15 protein-coding genes are annotated in these 17,311 nt (G+C 38.1%); 9 read left to right on the top strand and 6 right to left on the bottom strand.

The window, feature by feature from the left end:
* The first annotated feature begins 131 nt into the window (after window positions 1-131).
* Both M030_RS0120905 and M030_RS0120900 read left to right on the top strand, forming a co-directional pair.
* Window positions 132-1,313 carry an acetyl-CoA C-acyltransferase gene (locus M030_RS0120905; RefSeq protein WP_027375183.1) on the top strand — a complete coding sequence of 394 codons (1,182 nt, stop codon included), beginning with the start codon at window positions 132-134 and terminating at the stop codon, window positions 1,311-1,313.
* Between the two features lie 210 nt (window positions 1,314-1,523).
* The gene (locus tag M030_RS0120900) at window positions 1,524-2,822 is read left to right on the top strand and encodes a GEVED domain-containing protein (RefSeq protein ID WP_138402618.1); all 1,299 of its coding nucleotides are present in this window, start codon (window positions 1,524-1,526) and stop codon (window positions 2,820-2,822) included.
* Window positions 2,823-3,089: 267 nt separating this feature from the next.
* On the opposite strand, the gene M030_RS0120895 is transcribed toward M030_RS0120900, so the two are convergent.
* Window positions 3,090-6,425, bottom strand: a complete 3,336-nt coding sequence (locus M030_RS0120895) for a DEAD/DEAH box helicase (RefSeq protein WP_034722924.1) — start codon at window positions 6,423-6,425, stop codon at window positions 3,090-3,092.
* A gap of 145 nt (window positions 6,426-6,570) precedes the next feature.
* Here M030_RS0120895 and M030_RS0120890 point away from each other — a divergent pair, with 145 nt between their 5' ends.
* The 3 genes from M030_RS0120890 to M030_RS0120880 all read left to right on the top strand — a co-directional run bounded on the left by M030_RS0120890 (window position 6,571) and on the right by M030_RS0120880 (window position 9,533).
* On the top strand, window positions 6,571-7,368 hold the full coding sequence (locus M030_RS0120890) for an SDR family oxidoreductase (RefSeq protein WP_027375180.1): 798 nt from the start codon (window positions 6,571-6,573) through the stop codon (window positions 7,366-7,368).
* A gap of 71 nt (window positions 7,369-7,439) precedes the next feature.
* On the top strand, window positions 7,440-8,354 hold the full coding sequence (locus M030_RS0120885; protein ID WP_027375179.1) for a helix-turn-helix domain-containing protein: 915 nt from the start codon (window positions 7,440-7,442) through the stop codon (window positions 8,352-8,354).
* Window positions 8,355-8,546: 192 nt separating this feature from the next.
* Complete coding sequence (locus tag M030_RS0120880) at window positions 8,547-9,533, top strand: T9SS type A sorting domain-containing protein (RefSeq protein WP_027375178.1); 987 nt, start codon at window positions 8,547-8,549, stop codon at window positions 9,531-9,533.
* 159 nt (window positions 9,534-9,692) lie between these two features.
* On the opposite strand, the gene M030_RS0120875 is transcribed toward M030_RS0120880, so the two are convergent.
* Genes M030_RS0120875 through M030_RS24675 form a run of 3 tightly spaced genes read right to left on the bottom strand, consistent with a single transcriptional unit; the run spans window position 9,693 to window position 11,688 of the window.
* On the bottom strand, window positions 9,693-10,145 hold the full coding sequence (locus tag M030_RS0120875; protein WP_027375177.1) for a DUF1569 domain-containing protein: 453 nt from the start codon (window positions 10,143-10,145) through the stop codon (window positions 9,693-9,695).
* 30 nt (window positions 10,146-10,175) lie between these two features.
* The gene (locus tag M030_RS0120870) at window positions 10,176-10,796 is read right to left on the bottom strand and encodes a GNAT family N-acetyltransferase (protein ID WP_027375176.1); all 621 of its coding nucleotides are present in this window, start codon (window positions 10,794-10,796) and stop codon (window positions 10,176-10,178) included.
* Between the two features lie 46 nt (window positions 10,797-10,842).
* Window positions 10,843-11,688: a helix-turn-helix domain-containing protein gene (locus tag M030_RS24675; protein WP_051585204.1), complete on the bottom strand. Its 846-nt coding sequence runs from the start codon at window positions 11,686-11,688 to the stop codon at window positions 10,843-10,845.
* 195 nt (window positions 11,689-11,883) lie between these two features.
* On the opposite strand from M030_RS24675, the gene M030_RS0120860 reads away from it, so the two are divergent.
* The gene (locus tag M030_RS0120860) at window positions 11,884-13,044 is read left to right on the top strand and encodes an MFS transporter (RefSeq protein WP_027375175.1); all 1,161 of its coding nucleotides are present in this window, start codon (window positions 11,884-11,886) and stop codon (window positions 13,042-13,044) included.
* Window positions 13,045-13,110: 66 nt separating this feature from the next.
* Here the strand turns inward: M030_RS0120860 and M030_RS0120855 are convergent, their stop codons facing one another.
* On the bottom strand, window positions 13,111-13,500 hold the full coding sequence (locus M030_RS0120855) for a hypothetical protein (protein WP_027375174.1): 390 nt from the start codon (window positions 13,498-13,500) through the stop codon (window positions 13,111-13,113).
* Between the two features lie 21 nt (window positions 13,501-13,521).
* A complete protein-coding gene (locus tag M030_RS0120850; protein ID WP_027375173.1) occupies window positions 13,522-14,916 on the bottom strand; it encodes an MFS transporter in 1,395 nt (464 codons plus the stop codon).
* 71 nt (window positions 14,917-14,987) lie between these two features.
* On the opposite strand from M030_RS0120850, the gene M030_RS0120845 reads away from it, so the two are divergent.
* From M030_RS0120845 to M030_RS0120835, 3 genes are all read left to right on the top strand, one after another.
* The gene (locus M030_RS0120845) at window positions 14,988-15,836 is read left to right on the top strand and encodes an AraC family transcriptional regulator (RefSeq protein ID WP_027375172.1); all 849 of its coding nucleotides are present in this window, start codon (window positions 14,988-14,990) and stop codon (window positions 15,834-15,836) included.
* Window positions 15,837-16,008: 172 nt separating this feature from the next.
* Entirely contained in the window at window positions 16,009-16,503 is a 495-nt protein-coding gene (locus tag M030_RS0120840) for a MarR family winged helix-turn-helix transcriptional regulator (RefSeq protein ID WP_027375171.1), read from the top strand.
* Entirely contained in the window at window positions 16,500-17,264 is a 765-nt protein-coding gene (locus M030_RS0120835) for a hypothetical protein (RefSeq protein ID WP_027375170.1), read from the top strand. Before M030_RS0120840 ends, M030_RS0120835 begins: the two co-directional genes overlap by 4 nt.
* Window positions 17,265-17,311: the final 47 nt, after the last annotated feature.

The raw sequence follows: 17,311 nt of genomic DNA, 5'->3' as shown, positions 1-17,311 counted from the left end.
CACCGACCGGGATATATTTTTATTTTTAAATATACTGATCGGTATATTTTATTTATATTTGTAGTACCCTTACAAACGGAAAAATTTTTTAACGCAAAATATACCAATCGGTATTTTATAATTTAATATCTATGAAAGAAGTATTTATCATCGCAGCAAAACGTACCCCCATTGGTGGTTTTATGGGGAGTTTATCAGGTTTATCAGCCACCCGGCTGGGAGCAATCGCCATACAAGGCACCTATGAAAGCATATCACTTCGACCGGATGCCATAGACAGTGTGTATATGGGCAATGTATTGGGAGCAGGGGTAGGCCAGTCACCGGCAAGGCAGGCTGCCATTTTTTCTGACATTCCTGTTGATAAAGACGCCACTACAATCAATAAAGTCTGCGCTTCAGGAATGAAAGCCACAATGATAGGCGCCCAGCAAATTCAGCTTGGATTGGAGAATACAGTGATGACGGGTGGAATGGAAAGTATGAGTAATGTACCTCACTATACGTATCTCCGTCAGGGAAAGAAACTGGGAGACTCCCAGCTTACTGATGGCCTGATTAAAGATGGTTTATGGGACGTTTATAATGATTTTCACATGGGAAGTGCCGCAGAGTTGGGAGTGAAGAAATACGGACATACAAGAAAGGAGCTCGATGATTATGCCTTATTATCTTATCATAAAGCACAGGAGGCGACTTCTCAAAATAAATTCAGTAATGAATTGGTTCCCGTGTCTGTTGAAGGAAAAAAAGGCAGTATGATCATCAGTAAGGATGAAGACATTGATAAGCTCATTCCCGAAAAGATTTCTGTACTAAAACCTGCTTTTGAGCCCAATGGTCTTTTAACTGCTGCTAATTCCAGTAATTTGAATGACGGTGCTGCAGCACTGCTACTGGGTTCTCAGGAAACTATTGACAAATATCAGATTACACCACTGGCCAAAATTATAGCTTACGCTGATGCCGCACAGGCTCCAGAATGGTTTACCACTTCACCTTCTGTTGGCATCAACAAAATATTGAAACAAACAGGCCTAAGCTTGTCAGATATTGATTATTTTGAAATCAACGAAGCCTATGCCTCTGTAATATTATCCAATCAGAAAATCCTGGGCTACGACCTTGATAAAGTAAATATATATGGTGGAGCCGTAGCTTTAGGACATCCCATAGGAGCTTCCGGAGCAAGGATTATAACCACTTTGGTCAATGTATTACGTCAGGAAGGTGGAAAATATGGAATTGCTGCCATCTGTAACGGTGGTGGAGGTGCTTCCGCTGTTCTCATCGAAAATTTAGGTAGCTCTTAATATCCTTATTTTAAATTTTATTCAGAATGTGAGCTTTTTCTAAGTATGAAAGGAGTTCACATTTTTATTTTGTTTCTTTTGACCCAGTTTTGTACGTTGTTATGATACTTTTCCGTATAAAATGTTAATTAACTGACAAAAATCATTACATTCTTATTTTTATTCATTCTAAATAAATATAAATTTGTTTCATCAAATAATAAGAAGATAATGATAAAAACAACTACTCTTTCATGTATTGTACTTTGCTCGTTGGTGAATGCACAATATTGTATGCCGACGTTTCAATATGGGGCAGACAGTAATATGATCAGCAATGTTACTTTTGCAGGCATTAGCAATTCGTCACCGGTTCAATCAGGAAATATACAGGTTTATGAGGATTTTACCTCAATTTCTGCAGACTTGCTATCAGGAAATTCTTATCCGATATCGGTGACAGGTCCTTCGAGTACATTTCCCAGTGATGTAGTTGTTTTTATAGATTTTAATCAGAATGGTAATTTTGACGACGCCGGTGAAAGTTTTTACATCGGAAGACTGCAAGCAGCCAATCCTGCCAATGCATTTACGATTAATAATAATATAACAATACCCGCCGGTGCAGCAAGTGGGCCTACCAGAATGAGAGTGGTCAAAAATACCAATGTGCAGGCCTATTCAGATTCTAATGCCGCCAATTCTATCAGCTCAGCCTGTGACCCAACTTTGAGAGCAGGGCAGACGGAGGATTATACCGTTAATATTAAAGGAAACGATCCCGGTTTTCCAGCTCCTTACTGTGGTGCAGAAAATGTAAGCAGTCTTACGGTCAGTGAGATCAGTAAAGTAGAATTTGCGGACATAGTAAATGATAGTGCTATGAATGGCAATTCAGGTGTTCTGGAAAATTTCACGACCACTGTTTTTAATGTCAACAGAGGAAATACATATCCGATAACCGTTACAGGAGGCACACATGGTCAAGCTACGGTTTCTGCTTACGCTTATATCGATTTTAATCATAATAATGTATTTGATGCTGATGAAGTATTTAATATCGGATATCTGGACAATTCTGACCCGGTTTCAGGACAACAGTCCGGTACTGTATCCGGCACTATTGTAATTCCTGTCAACGCATTACTGGGCAATAGCCGTTTCAGGTTGGTAAAGGCCTATGAATCCAGCTCATGGATGGGAACTTTGGAAAACCTTCCGTGTCCTTCAGGATGGTTTATCGGGCAGGCAGAAGATTATACGATCAATATCCGGCCGGACAATCTTGCAACAGCTGAAGTGTCAAAAAATACCAGTACAGAGGTGTATCCTAATCCTACAACAGGAATGATAATGCTTAACAGAATCAAAGGGCTGGAAAAATATGAAGTTTACCATATATCTGGTCAGAAACTGCTGGAAGGTAATTCTGACGTAATCGGTATAGAAAATTTTGTTCCGGGAACGTATTTATTGAAAATTCAGACAAAAGATAAAAAGATAATCACTGAAAAGATTATCAAAAAATAAAGACACATCTAAATCATATCCATATCAATTTTTGTTTTTTTAATCGACAGACTTCGCGTCTGTCGATTTTGTTTGTAAGTCTATTACCGAAAAAGCCATAAAAATTAATTTGCCACGAATGCACGAATAAAAAAGCATTCGTGGCAAAAAGAAACTTAAACTTAGGTGTCCCAAAAACTTTTGTAGTTCTACTGTGGTTTATTAAAAAGTTTAAACAGCCGTTTGAATTTCAAAGTTTTACAAGTAAATATGGTGTCTTTTGCATTCCTAATCCGATTCCAGGAGATCCAAAAGATCTTGCTTGGAAAGTCCTTGAAACTTTGTTTTATCCGTTGTAAGCAGATTTTGTGCCAGTTGTTTTTTCTTATTCTGAAGTGTCATGATTTTTTCTTCTACCGTATTGGAACATATCATCCGGACGGCAATGACATTTTTGGTTTGCCCGATACGGTAGCTACGGTCGATGGCCTGATTTTCGGTAGCCGGATTCCACCATGGATCGATCAGGTAAATATAATCTGCTTTTGTAAGATTGAGCCCCACACCGCCGGCTTTTAAGCTGATCAGAAATACACGGATGTCTTCGTTTTCCTGGAAATTACTTACTTTTAGTCCTCTGTCTTTTGTTTGTCCCGTTAAATACTCAAATAAAATTCCATGACGCTCCAGTTCTGCTTTTACCAGGTCGAGCATGCCGACAAACTGTGAGAATACTAGAATTTTATGATCTTTTGATTTTCCAAGAATCTGTTCCATCAGGATTTCAATTTTCACCGCATTATCTCCTGAATATCCTTCCTTCATAAGTGCCGGAGAATTACAGATCTGTCTGAGTCTCGTAAGCCCTGTAAGCACGTGCATGCTGTTTTTATTAAGGTCATCGTCATCATTTGCCGCAATAAATTCACGAAGTTCTTTTTCGTAAGCATCATAGATTCGGCGTTGTTCAGCATTCATTTCACAGTAAATAACTGTTTCTGTTTTCTCGGGAAGTTCTTTAGCTACCTGCTTTTTTGTTCTTCGGAGAATGAAAGGTTTAATTTTTTGCTGTAGCTCAAGAGCGCGTTTGCTGTATTCAAATTTGTCAATGGGAATGGCATAAATATCTTTAAAGTACTGTTTGCTTCCCAATAATCCCGGGCAGGCAAAAGAAAGCTGGCTGTATAAGTCAAAAGTACTGTTTTCAATAGGTGTACCTGTTAAGACAATTCTGTTTCTCGATTGAAGCAGGCGCGCCGCTTTATATCTTTCGGAGTTCGGATTTTTGATGGTCTGGGATTCATCAAGAAAGACATAACTGAAACGGAAGTTTTTAAGAAAACGTATATCGGAAAGTAACATTCCGTAGCTGATAAGGACCACATCATATTCAGGGAAGTGGGCAATACTTTTATTCCGGTCTGCTCCATAATGGCATAGCACTTTGATTGAAGGGGCAAATTTCCGTATTTCTTCCTGCCAGTTGAAAAGGAGAGATGTAGGCACTACAACAAGGTGAGTGTTGTGGCCGCGTTTTTCCTTTTGAGATAAAATGAAGGCGATGATCTGGAGTGTTTTTCCCAACCCCATATCATCTGCAAGGCAACCGCCGAAGTTAAAGCTGTCCAGAAAATTAAGCCAGTTTAGCCCGTCATGCTGATAGTCTCTGAGTTCAGCATTAAGTTGACTGGGAACCGGTGTTACAGGAATATTTTTTGCTGTTGAAAACTGAGTTGAATAAGAGTTAACCTCATCGTATACCTCCCGGCTCAGTATTTCTTTATCGAAAAGAGCCGTTATTTCAGTAAAGTTAATTTTCGGGATTTTTAATAATTCTTCGTCGATTTCTCCGGCCCGGAAATAGGCTGAGATCTTATCGATCCATTCTTCCGGAAGGATGCCCAGAGTACCGTCATCCAGCTGCACAAATTTACTCTTATTGCGAATGGTCCTGTGAAGCTGCTTTAGTGTGGCTTCTTTTGGCCCGAAACCTACTTTGAGTTGAGCATTAAACCAATCCAGTCCGCTGGTTATTTGGATATTGATTTTTGCCTTGTGGGAATTTAATTTATTGTTTTTTAATTCGTTAAAGCCAAGTATGATGATCCCTTCATTTCTCCACGTTTCAAATGCCTGCAGAAACCAATTGTCATCCAGGAACTTATCCCTGTGAAGATAGAAGTATTGATAGCCATCCATTTGTTCTTCAAAATCCGGATGTTGCTGCATAATGAGAGAAGTAAAGCATGCTTCTGCGGCATCATTTCTATCAATTTTAAACAAATTGCCATTCTGGTCGGTATCAAAAAGTTGTTTCCTGGAATAGACGGGAACTTCAACATCGCCATATTTCATGACCGGTGTTATTCCTATATAATTTTCCTGTTGACGAAGATAAACTATCTTTTCTATACTAAATTTTTTTTGTTCAAGCTGTACTTTTGTTGCCGCTTGTATATAGCTGTAATTTATATGAATACGCTCTTCTAATACTGTCAGGATATTCCTCATGAATTCCTCGTATTTTGAGGAATGAACCAGTAAAATTTCATTGTTCGCCTTAAAGAACTTAATAATCCTAAGCATGTCAGGATCGTCTATCAGGCTGAAAGTGTTGCGGTTATAGACAAAATATTCATTTCTTAGAACAATATTTTTAAAAGGAACAGAGAGGTCATTGAATTGCAGTTCACCGGTTATTTCAAAGAACGGATCTTTCTTAAATACAGATAATTGTATACTCGCATCTAAAGTGTTAAGTTCAGTGCGGATAAGAGACTTTGCTAAGATGGTTTCTGCAATTTCCCGGTCGTGATAATATACCTCAAAGTTCATGGGATTCTGAGCAATGAGTTTCAATGCTTCAAATTCTCCCGGGTTATAATCTTCGTTATAATTGTTCTGGAAAGAAGTGATGGCGGTGTAAAACTTAATTTCTTCGGGTTTCTCAGCTCTCCAGATGAGCTGCATGGCATCTACAGATACTACAGGATTTTTAATTTTCCCTGTTTGTGTGGTTTCTGCTTCCATCAGAGAAAAAATAAGGTGGTTATAATACCGGTGCTTACTGATGACCAGTATTTGCTTTTTTCCCGTTTCCGTCAATGCCAGTTCATCCAGTCTGGAAGTAGGTTGAGGTAAAAGTTCTTTTTGAAGTACCAAGGTATTTACCGGAAACATTTCTTTTATTCTTGGGATAATCGTGGTTTTCCGGTCAGAATATTCCAGTTGGAAGTAGACATCAAGGTCCTGCTCATTTTCCAGGCCATATTCTTTTGCCTTTGAAATCAGTATTTTTTTACGAAGTTGATCATCAAAAAAGATCCGGAAATTTTTCTCTTCCAGAATACAATGAATGATTTCTGCCTGATGAGAGCAAAGTTGGCTTTTAGTCTCATCACAGGTACATGAACAAAGTAAAGAATTATTTATTTTGCTGATACTCACTATAGGGAATTCCTGTAAAGAGGTCTTTGTAAATATTCCCGTATTGTTTTCCAGGCTGACAGGATAGACCTCGTGAAAATCCCTGATTCCGATAAATGTACTTTCTGGGGTATGTTTCAGAAGATCATACACGGAAAGAGTAGTGATATTGATGTTATCAAGAATATATTCGGCCATACAAATTAACTGGGACAAACTTACAAAAAACAAGTGAAAAGTGAGAATGGGTGCCACCCTCATTTTGGCTACAGCTTTCCCCGTTTTGGCAACTCTGCGATTCTTTCTAATGATGAACTTTGTCCTGTAATTTAAAACAAAAAAAATGAAAACAATTTTTATAACAGGCACTTCTACAGGATTGGGAAAAGCAACTGCCCAATTATTTCAGAGCAAAGGATGGAAAGTTATAGCCACAATGAGAAACCCCGAAGCCGGTGAAGATCTATCTGCGTTGGAAAATGTAACGGTACTTCCTTTGGATGTTACCAATCCTGAACAAATACAGTCAACCGTTAAAAAATCTCTTGAATTGGGAGACGTGGATGTTGTGTTTAATAATGCAGGTTACGGTCTTATGGGACCACTTGAAGCTGTGACAGACGATCAGATTGTAAGACAGATCAATACCAATTTATTGGGTGTGCTCCGTGTCACCCGGGCATTTATTCCTTATTTCAGAGAGAAAGGAAATGGTACATTTATTTCCACCACATCGATCGGCGGATTGATTACTTTTCCTTTAAATTCTATTTATCATGCTACAAAATGGGCATTGGAAGGCTGGAGCGAGAGTATGGCTTTTGAACTTAACAAATTAGGAGTTGATATTAAAACGGTTTCTCCGGGAGGTATAAAAACTAATTTTGTAAGCCGTTCCCTGGATTCTGCGTCAAATCCTGCCTATGAAGAAATGATCGGCTCTTTATTTTCTAAGATGGAAGGGATGATGGAAGCAGCCTCTGCACCGGAGCAAATTGCAGAAATAGTGTATGAAGCGGCGACGGATGGTAAAAAACAATTGAGATATGTTGCAGGAGAAGATGCGAAAACTTTGTATGCACAACGTCTTGAATTGGGCGATGAAGCTTTCAGAGCCCAGCTAGGACAGCAGTTTATGTAATTTTTAAAATAACAGACAGCGCAAATATGATGATGCGCTGTCTTTTAGTCAAATAGTAATACTTTTATACTATGGAAAAGAAAGAAAATACCCCGCTTAAAATTTCGTCCATCTCCGAGATGCATGATTTATTACATCTTCCTAAACCTCTTCATCCACTCGTAAGCCTGGTAGACAATAGAAAGATGAGTATTGAAAAAGAGTTTTTGACCAAAAGCTTTTTGCTCAATTTCTACAAGATTTCTTACAAATATTCTACCGTGGGTAAAATGGGGTACGGACAGGGATATTATGATTTTAATGAAGGAGGTATGATGTTCACAGCACCCGGACAGATTCTCTCCGCGGATGTGGATGCAGAATATTGCGGTAATACTTTACTGATACATCCTGATTTTCTCAGAAGCTACCCGCTGGCAAAGAATATTAAAAACTTTGGATTCTTTTCTTATGATACCAATGAAGCCCTGCACTTGTCTGATCAGGAGAAAATCATAATAACAGGCCTTTTGGACAGTATTAAAAATGAATTGAATACAGCAATTGATGAAGTAAGCCAGGACGTTATTGTTTCATATATTGAAGTATTGCTCAATTACAGTAACCGTTTTTATAAAAGGCAGTTCATCACCCGAAAAGCTATAAACAGTGATCTGTTAACGAAAATGGACACAATACTTGAAGACTATTTTAATCAGCAGGAGACCTTGCAAAAAGGACTTCCTACCGTTGAGTTTCTGGCCTCTTCCCTGAGTGTATCTCCAAATTATCTGAGTGACATGCTCAGAAATCTTACCGGCCAAAATACACAGCAGCATATTCATGAAAAGCTGATTGAAAAAGCTAAGGAATATCTTACTTCCACCAATTTTTCGGTTTCGGAAGTCGCATATGCGCTGGGATTCGAGCATCCACAGTCATTTAATAAGCTTTTTAAAAAGAAAACTGACAAAACACCTTTGAATTACAGACAATCTTTTAATTAAGATATCGCCCGGATTTTACCTGGTTTTTTATTGGGGTAACTCTTATACAGTATAGCGTATTTATCACAAACAAAAAAAATACCTGATTTTAGGTATAAAAAAATACTTTCTTTTGAGGATTGATAGCTTTTTAAACTAAAAATAAATTTGTGGTAGGAATAAATACCTTACTCAAATTTAAAAATATACACTATGAAAAAGCTAAACTTTTCTTTATTTCTTGTTGCCGGAATACTGGCCAGTGCCCAGTCTTCAATAACAAGAACAGCTATTGATAAAATCAACGTTCCTTTAACCTTCAGAGCCGGAGATGTTGCGTCTACGGTAACAGCCGGAGCCTCAGGAGCCAATGTTACGTGGGACTTTTCAGCGTATACCGTTCCCAATACCTCTACAAGCACAACCAATGTTTGTCCCGGAGAATCTAATTGTTTTAGATTCCCAAATGCTAACAGGATTACAAAACCTACGCTTGCAGATTCTTATAGTTTTACTTCTATGAGTGATACTGAGGCTTCAACAGTAGGCATGTATGCGGGACCATCATTTGGTGATGTTACGTCGACTTATACGGATCCGTTGATTGATTTTAAATTTCCCATCACTTATCTGCAACAATTTACCGATACCTATCAGTTTAATACTGTTTCCGGAGGTATAGGAAATTCAACGGAGGCCGGGCAGGTAGATTATACGGTGGATGGCTATGGGACCATTATCACTCCGGTAGGAACTTTTTCTAATGTGTTGAGAATAAAAAGAATGAGGACCGCTACCCAAACCCCGGGGCCATTTACCTATACCAATGAATCTTATATGTGGGTCAGCCCAAGCAACGGAATTGTATTTAATTTTGCCATCAACATCTTTACGTTAAACGGAACCACCAATGTTACGAAAAGTGTTTCCTATCCGGAAGCGGGTTCATTGTCTACAACGGATGTGGAGGCTAAAAAAGAAAATATTTCTGTGTATCCTAACCCAAGTGCCGACATGATCACTCTGACATCAAAAGAAGACTTTAAAAAGATCACAGTGACTTCCATGGATGGTAAAGCTGTCATAAGAACCGGAAATGTTAAGAATATTGATATTTCAAAGCTTCCCAAGGGAGTATACATCCTTCAGGGAGAATTGAAGAACGGAAATTCAATGTCTAAGAAAATTATTAAAAAATAATAACGTATTGTTTATAGTGACTTAAATACAAAAAGATTTAGAATCCACCCCGAAAACGGGAAGTGCTATAATGAATGAAGCAGGGAAAGGGCGGTTTTGGTGAATAAGCCTGTTCTCTGCTTTTTGAGTATATCGAAAACATCTTGTAGGAAACCAGGATCAGACTCCAAATTGTCTTAAATGATGATCCATGTGTTTATAGGCTGCAATTCCCCACTCATAGGTTGAAATATTGCCAAAAGCAGGATGGGGAATCGTTAAAGGACGGGTGGTGACGGAAAATAATTCAATTAAAAGAATAAAGTCAGTTTTTTGTTTTTCAAAATCATCACTGTCAACCTTTCCTTTGGTATCATGTCTGGATTCACCTTTACTATTCTTTTTAAAACCGGGAGCAATGTAAAGGGCCAGTATTCGTAAAACAAATTGTTGCAGCGTAGTTTTATTTTTTGCTCCGCTTTCCTGTAAAATTTGCCTGTTACAGGAGTTACAGTGAAGAAGCATCTCCGTAGCCGTCATTTCTCCCCAAAGAGGAATATGTGAAGCTGAAAGATTTTTTACTCTTGCAATGATAGCAGCAGCAGCTTCATGTTTTAACAGATTTTTTCTCATGGTGATGGTGGTTGTCAACAGTGTAATCGGTTATCCCTCTTTCGTAAGTCCTCTTTTCGCATTCATCTGCTTTTCAATTTTTACCTTTGCTTCTTCCCACTCATCATCCAATATGCTGTAATATGCTGCATTTCTGGTAGTACCGTCATTCTGGATACGATCTTTTCTTAAAATTCCTTCAAAGATACCACCTATTTTTTCAATGGCTTTTCTCGATCTGAAATTGGTATCTTTAGTTTTAAGTTGAACCCTGTTTGCTTTTAATATTTCAAAACAATAGGTGAGGAGCAGTAATTTACATTCAAGATTGAGTGTTGTCCCCCAATATTCTTTAGTAATCCAGGTCCATCCGATTTCCAGCTTTTTATCGGAAGGATAGATTTCAAAAAAACGTGTCGAACCGATTAATTTGCGGGTTTCTTTATGACGTATTACAAAAGGATATTGATTTCCGTTTTCTCTTTCAGACAATGCCCGTTCGTAATTTTGATAAAAGATTGTTTTATCAGAGCAGTCTGTGGGAATCAGTTCCCAAAGTTCCTTGTCTGAAGCGGCTTCGTATAATTCTTCAAAATGCTCTTTCTCCAAAGGAATCAATTCAACGGTTGTTCCTTCTAAAACAGTGGGGTGAGTGATCCATTTTTCTTTCATGGAAATAGTTTTTATGGTAAAACAAATGTACAGAAAATAACCAGATTTATTTCTTAATACGATAGTTTTCGCGATACGTATTGGCCGTTATTCCTGTGCATCGTCTGAAATATCTGCAAAAAAGGGAAGAGTCTACAAATTGCAGCCGGTTGCTGACTTCTTTAATAGAGAGAGAAGTTGTTTTCAGAAGTTCTTTAGCATATTTGATCACCTGGTAGCTGATCCACTGTTTAATCGGTTTACCTGTTTCTTTTTTGATAAAACTGCTTAAATATTGAGGTGAAAGGTGAAGCTGATCAGAATAAAAAATAACACTCCTCTGCAAATGCCCATGCTCATTAAGCAATTTGAAAAAATGCTCTACAATATCCTGACTTCTGGTTTGCAGCAGGCTGTTATTCTTTATGACAGGAAGATAAAGTTTCGAAACCAATTCCAGTAATGCATACAAAAGGTACTGTACAGATTCCGGTGTGCTTTCGTCTTCAGTTTTAGAATGATAATCCTCAATTAATTTGATCGTTGACCCAATGAGTCTTCCCGAAGTATTCCCTGTCTGAATAACCGGATGAAATCTGATTTCGTCACTGGCCAGAAGTACGGTTAGAAAACTGTAAGTACTGATGAAGTCTAATGAAATAAAAAATACGGTAAAATCAAGATCGTTCGTGTAAGAAATATCTGTCACATCCGTGTCCGGAAGCAACATCATGACTGAACTCTTTTTAACCTCAAAATCGCAGCCATTGCTTCTGATGCTTATTTCACCTTTTGATACAAAGCACAGTACAAGCTTATTCAGTTTATGGGCACTTTGCTGAAACCCGGACACCGTATTTGTTGTATACTTTTCAATATATAGTCCTTCAAAATTTGGTTTAATATCTAACATGGCCAAGACTGGTAATTTTCTGAGATCAGCTGAACTTTGAATATCGCTTTAATTAATTGAAGGCAAATGTAGGCACTTACTTTTTCTTTTGGAATACATTGTTTAAAATGGAATATAAAATGACAAAAATGGAATATATTTTATTAGGTCACTGTAACTACCTTTGCCGGATAAATTTTATTAAATGTTGTTATAATGCAAGATAGAGAATCGTACAATACGAAAATGCCTGCAGCCTGTTTTTTACTTTTTTTTGCCCACGGGCTCGTTTTTTCTTCATGGGCCAGCCGGATCCCTATCATTAAAGAAGCGCTTTCCATCAATGAGGCACAGCTGGGAACACTTTTGCTTTTAATGCCCATAGGTCAGCTTTCAACAATGGCGTTAGCCGGAAAGCTGATCAGCATAAAAGGAAGCAGTTGGGTGATTAGGAGATGCTTTTTGCTCTATCCTCTTTGCCTTTTACTGATTGGTTTATCACCATCATACTGGGTGCTGGCCGTTGTTTTGTTTTTCTTCGGGGTATCAGGAAACCTATGCAATATAGCGATCAATACTCAGGCTATTGAAATAGAATCTCTTACCCAAAGAACACTGTTGTCATCGTACCACGGAGCCTGGTGTTTTGCAGGGCTGACGGGAGCCCTTATCGGTTTACTGATGATTACGTTGAATATAGATACGCTGTATCATTTTATATTCAGTTTTATTCTTGTGTCGGGATTATGGTGGTACAGTAAAAATCATCTTACCCATATTATTCATAAGGTTGAACCGCAAAAGCAATCAATTTTTAAAGCTGTCAATCCTACATTGGTTGGGTTGGGTATCATAGGGTTTTTAAGTATGGCAATAGAAGGTGCGATGTTTGACTGGAGCGGAGTGTATTTTCAGACTGTTGTAAAAGCGCCGGAAAAGCTTGTAATCCTTGGATATACGAGTTTTATTTTAATGATGACTTTAGGTCGTTTTGTAGGGAACCGTATTATTGAAAAATATGGGAAAAGATTCGTTTTACAATGCTGTGGTATCCTTATGAGTTGTGGTCTTTTCCTCAGTGTTTTCTTTCCCGAACTATGGGTTTGTATCATTGCATTTATGATTATCGGTCTGGGAGGCTCTTTAAGTGTGCCTTCCATCTACAGTACTATTGGCAAGGTGAATACAGTGGCTCCCAGTATTGCCCTTTCTTTCGTTTCCAGTATTTCATTTTTAGGATTTTTGATAGGCCCTCCATTGATCGGATATATTGCTGAGGCTTTCGATCTCAGGTATTCTTACGGACTTTTTGCCTGTTTTGGAATATTGCTGTCGATTATGGCAAGACAGATGGATATTTTTAAAATTAAAGATTAATAGACAAAATAATAAAGCTACCTTCAGAGATAGCTTTATTATTGTAGTGGTTTGAGTAAAAAGTAATTATATCCAGTTTTCTACCAGATGCAACCACAAGGCTCTTTCCGGATTCAAAAGAAAAACAGCGGAAGACTGTCTTTTGTTGGATGTATTTCCCGTCATCTGAATTTCTGTATAAGTGGCCAGTCCATGGTGATCGGAATGCTCAACTTCTATATTTTCGACATACACTTTACGTTCAGGAAATTTCCCGTATACCGTGGGAAGCCAGTCGGAAAACGCAGCCAATGTAACCGTATCACCATTTCCGTTGATCATTTTAAATTCAGGCAAAAACCCTGAAAGGAGTTTTTGATAAAGAGCCTCACGGTCTTCAGATCTTCCCTGAAACCACTTTTCGATATCCTGATGGAATTCTGTTATTTCCCGGGTCATTTTTTCTTTGCTGTTCATAGATTTAAATTTATAAATATTTTACTTGTTGGAAGAAAGCTGAAGGATATATTTTTTTAACCTGAAATTGGCCCATATCCCGATGGCCTGTACCATTCCTATTAATGAAATGGCTAATGCAAATGCTTCGTAGAATTCTACAATTTCAATCATATTGAAAAATAATGTGCCAATTATCGCTCCGCCTGTCACGCTTCCTATCTGTATTCCAATGCTGATCAATCCGGAGGCTTGCCCTGCTTTATCTTTAGAAATGAAGGAAATAGCAGTACGCATCATAACCGGCATCATCGTTCCATGCCCTAATCCTGAGATAAATAAAGTGATATGAGTAATAAAGGAAGGTTTTTGCTGAAAAAAGAAAGCTAATGCACTGAATACAAAACCACTAATTAACAATCCCAGTCCGATATTAATCAGTTTGTGGGAATCCAGTTTCATCCTCGATATGGTTAATGGTCCAAGGAAAAAGGCCAGTCCATACGGAACTATAGCCAGCCCTGTCTGCATGGAGTTCTGATGCAAAAACTGCTGCAAATAGTACGGATAGCAGATAAATAAGCCGGCTGTAAAATTATAAAGAAAAATCATCAGCAGACTTAGTGCAAAAGGTTTGTACTGTAATAAAGTCGGGTCAATCAGGAAAGTTTTTCCTTTGGTAAGCAGAGTCATTTCATACCTTAAGAAAATCAGTAATACCACAAAACCAACCAGCATTATTCCAAAAATCCACCACGCCCATTGATATTTTTGTCCGAAAATAAGCGGGCAGATCAACATCAGCAAGGCAACAACCAACAAGAATGAGCCGATAAAATCGATTCCCGCTTTTTCCTCTTTTGGACTATTTTCCATGGTAAAATGGATTCCTAAAATGCAGATGACAGTTATCGGAACATTCACAAGAAACACAAGTTCCCACGAAAAATGCCCCCAATGCATACTGAGAAGAACACCCCCGAGCAGTTGGCCGATTACTGAAGCCAATCCGAATACAGAACTGAAAAAACTTACGGCTTTAGGTTGTTCTTTACTGCTAAATAAAACCTTTATAGAAGCCAGCACCTGAGGAGCCAGAAGAGAAGCTCCCAACCCCTGAAACAGCCGGGAGATAATCAACCATGTGATATTTGTCGAAAATGCACAGGCAAGAGAAGAGAACAAAAAAGTATACAATCCCCATGTAAAGACTTTCTTACGCCCATAAATATCACCGAGACGACCTCCACATACCACAAGGGCGGCATAGGTGAGTCCGTAGATAGCAACCACCATTTGCAATTGGTGATCACTGGCCTTAAAGGCATTTTTGATAGAAGGCAAAGCCATATTGACAATAAAATAATCTAACGGAGAAAGAAATGCCCCGGCGATCAGGAAGTAGAGAGCCTGCCATCGTTTCGGATATGTACTCATTTTTTTTAAAACAAAATTACCCTCTTTATATTCTGTTAAAATTGTACTTTTGGAGGAAAATTCAGTGTACAATGATAGGTCTGCATTCAGAAGGTATTGAGGTAAATGAAGTAACGTTACAAAATGAAGAAGTTGGTTTTAAGACCAAATCATTCCTCTCTTTCGTCTATATCCTAAGAGGAGAGGGAAGTCTTGTACATGATGAAAGACGCATCAGTTTTTCGGAGGGAAAGCTGTTTATCATTCCGCAGCACGAAAACTATTGTTTCAAAAGTGAAAATGCAAAATTGATTGCCATACATTGCCCGATCGGGTTTATTGATAAAATACGGCTTGAAGCGGATCGTATAGAAAGCTGTGAAAACCTTTATAAATTGCAGTATATCAGCAATAATTACCATGCAAAAGCAGGATGTGTCTTTCGCGATAAGCATGACGAAACTTTTGCGGCCACCCTGATTGTACAGATCGCAAGAGAGGTTGGAAATAAAGTTGATGACTATCTGATTATTCGTAATTGTATCTCTATTTTGCTGAACCTTGTTGCCCGAAACATCATTAAAAGTGAAACATCAGACCTGCAGAAAAACAGGAAAGCTTTTTCTATTATGAAGATTATCACTTACATTCAGCAGCATATAAAAGATAGGGAAAAAACCGGCATTCAGGCTGTATCTGAGCATTTCGGAATTTCCGGGAATTATTTCGGAGAGTATTTCAAGCAGCAAACGGGTGTTTCTTACCAGGAATATTTGTTAGATTACAGACTTAAGCTGGTAGAAACTTACTTAAAATACAGCAGCACCAGATTGAGCGAGATTGCTTATGAACTTCAGTTCAGCGATGAAAGCCATCTTTCCAAGCTTTTTAAAAAACACAGGGGATTAACGCCGGGAGAATACAGAAAGAAACAAAAGTAGCAGCTTAAAAAAAATACCAATACCTAATTAATTTCTCTTACTACCATTTTACTTACTTATTGTTAGTGTTTAAGTGATTTATGATCAGCGAATTATATTTATTTAAAAAATTAATATAGTCAACTATATAGTCAACTGTGTTTTTTATATATTTACAACGAAAAACAGGAATATGGATTTTGATTTTATCAGGGATTTAGGATATAAGGCGTTGGACAGCAGGCTGAAAAGAATCAGCGACCGGATGTCACATGATGTGAGAAAGTTTTATAAAGAATTTGGAATTGACGTAGAACCCAATTGGTATCTGGTCTTCATGTTGTTGCAGAAAAGGGGAGAGATTTCCATTACAGATATTGCAGAGCCTTTGGGGTATTCTCATCCGTCCGTGGTGATCATTGTTAAAAAAATGACAGACAAAGGATACCTGATTACTAAGAAAGATAGAACAGATAAACGGAAACAGATCATCTCCTTATCTCCTAAAGCCATCGATATGCTGCCTCAGCTGGAGCAGGTTTGGGATAGTTGTGAAAAAGCTATCCTGAAGCTTATTTCGGAGGATCTGACGCTATTTTCTTATCTCGATGATATTGATCAGAAATTGAAAAATGAATCCTTTCATAACCGGTTTAAACAAGAATATTTAAAATCAATTAACCTATGAAAACACTCCTCTTTATTACTGCACTGCTATTCTCCAACCTGATGATCTCGGCAACAGAAACGAAGGTCATGATCAGGGCAAAAGCCAGAGATGCTAAATTTATCGGAACCTCTTTGGGAGGAGCACATGTTATTGTCAGAAATAAGCTGAACCGGCAGATTCTGGCGGAGGGCAATACAACAGGAAGTACCGGAAATACAGATCTGATAATGAAAACGGCTAAGGTAAGGGGAAATGCAATTACTGATGACCAGACTGGTGGTTTTATGGCCACAATCAATATCGATGAACCTACTTTTGTCAATATCGAAGTCGTTTCTCCGTTAAACAGTAAGCAGTCACAAGCAGTAATCAGTACAGAATTATGGCTGATTCCCGGCAAAAATATTTTAGGAGAGGGAATTATATTGGAAGTCCCGGGATATATTATTGATATTCTGAAACCCAGAACGCATCAGTATATTTCATTGAAAACCATCAGGGATAAACCATTCCGGTTTCAGGCTAATATCGTGATGATGTGTGGGTGTGTGATCGAGAAAGGAGGAGTCTGGAATTCAGATGAAATTGAGGTAAAAGGCATCCTGAAAAAAGACGGAAAATTTGTTCATAATGTCGATATGTCATTAGTTTCTACCAATTTATTTGAAGGCAGTTATTCTATTGACGCTCCCGGTAATTACGAACTGGTCATGTACGCTTATCACGAAAAAACAGGTAATACAGGAGTAGATAAAGTAAACTACGTTATTTTTGAATAGTCTGAAATGAAAATCATTTTTTCCCATATTGAAGGTAGAATTATTTA

The sequence above is a fragment of the Chryseobacterium sp. UNC8MFCol genome, assembly GCF_000482305.1.
Taxonomy (GTDB): Bacteria; Bacteroidota; Bacteroidia; order Flavobacteriales; family Weeksellaceae; genus Chryseobacterium; species Chryseobacterium indologenes.
This window is presented reverse-complemented; position numbering and strand designations above follow the sequence as displayed.

What these genes read in the sequence shown, in the direction of transcription:
- M030_RS0120905 (WP_027375183.1), top strand. Translation starts at nt 132, where the DNA reads ATGAAAGAAGTATTTATCATCGCAGCAAAACGTACCCCCATTGGTGGT.
- M030_RS0120900 (WP_138402618.1), top strand. Translation starts at nt 1,524, where the DNA reads ATGATAAAAACAACTACTCTTTCATGTATTGTACTTTGCTCGTTGGTG.
- M030_RS0120895 (WP_034722924.1), bottom strand. Translation starts at nt 6,425, where the DNA reads ATGGCCGAATATATTCTTGATAACATCAATATCACTACTCTTTCCGTG.
- M030_RS0120890 (WP_027375180.1), top strand. Translation starts at nt 6,571, where the DNA reads ATGAAAACAATTTTTATAACAGGCACTTCTACAGGATTGGGAAAAGCA.
- M030_RS0120885 (WP_027375179.1), top strand. Translation starts at nt 7,440, where the DNA reads ATGGAAAAGAAAGAAAATACCCCGCTTAAAATTTCGTCCATCTCCGAG.
- M030_RS0120880 (WP_027375178.1), top strand. Translation starts at nt 8,547, where the DNA reads ATGAAAAAGCTAAACTTTTCTTTATTTCTTGTTGCCGGAATACTGGCC.
- M030_RS0120875 (WP_027375177.1), bottom strand. Translation starts at nt 10,145, where the DNA reads ATGAGAAAAAATCTGTTAAAACATGAAGCTGCTGCTGCTATCATTGCA.
- M030_RS0120870 (WP_027375176.1), bottom strand. Translation starts at nt 10,796, where the DNA reads ATGAAAGAAAAATGGATCACTCACCCCACTGTTTTAGAAGGAACAACC.
- M030_RS24675 (WP_051585204.1), bottom strand. Translation starts at nt 11,688, where the DNA reads ATGTTAGATATTAAACCAAATTTTGAAGGACTATATATTGAAAAGTAT.
- M030_RS0120860 (WP_027375175.1), top strand. Translation starts at nt 11,884, where the DNA reads ATGCAAGATAGAGAATCGTACAATACGAAAATGCCTGCAGCCTGTTTT.
- M030_RS0120855 (WP_027375174.1), bottom strand. Translation starts at nt 13,500, where the DNA reads ATGAACAGCAAAGAAAAAATGACCCGGGAAATAACAGAATTCCATCAG.
- M030_RS0120850 (WP_027375173.1), bottom strand. Translation starts at nt 14,916, where the DNA reads ATGAGTACATATCCGAAACGATGGCAGGCTCTCTACTTCCTGATCGCC.
- M030_RS0120845 (WP_027375172.1), top strand. Translation starts at nt 14,988, where the DNA reads ATGATAGGTCTGCATTCAGAAGGTATTGAGGTAAATGAAGTAACGTTA.
- M030_RS0120840 (WP_027375171.1), top strand. Translation starts at nt 16,009, where the DNA reads ATGGATTTTGATTTTATCAGGGATTTAGGATATAAGGCGTTGGACAGC.
- M030_RS0120835 (WP_027375170.1), top strand. Translation starts at nt 16,500, where the DNA reads ATGAAAACACTCCTCTTTATTACTGCACTGCTATTCTCCAACCTGATG.